Annotated in this window: 1 protein-coding gene; it reads left to right on the top strand. The window is 66.8% G+C overall.

What is annotated here, in order from left to right; all coding sequences use genetic code 11:
* Window positions 1-256 (top strand): Na+/H+ antiporter subunit E (locus AAEY75_RS16075; protein WP_352260158.1); only part of this gene is annotated, 256 nt, incomplete at both ends.

The raw sequence follows: 256 nt of genomic DNA, 5'->3' as shown, positions 1-256 counted from the left end.
GCCCTGGGGTGATCATCCGCCTGTTCTTCCGGGTCGGCCTCGACGTGATCATCTCCAACCTGCACGTGGCCTGGGGCGTACTCACCTGCGGCTCACGCCCACCGCGCTCGCGCTTTATCAAGATCCCCCTGGACCTGCGCGACGCCAACGGCCTGGCCGTGCTGGCGATGATCACCAGCGTGACCCCCGGCACCGTCTGGTCGGAACTGGCCCTGGACCGCAGCATCCTGCTGCTGCACGTCTTCGACCTGGATGA

The organism is Psychrobacter sp. TB55-MNA-CIBAN-0194, from assembly GCF_040309505.1.
Lineage (GTDB): Bacteria > Pseudomonadota > Gammaproteobacteria > Pseudomonadales > Moraxellaceae > Psychrobacter > Psychrobacter fozii.
Note: the sequence above shows the minus strand (reverse complement) of the source record. Positions and strands in the feature narration are given on the sequence as shown.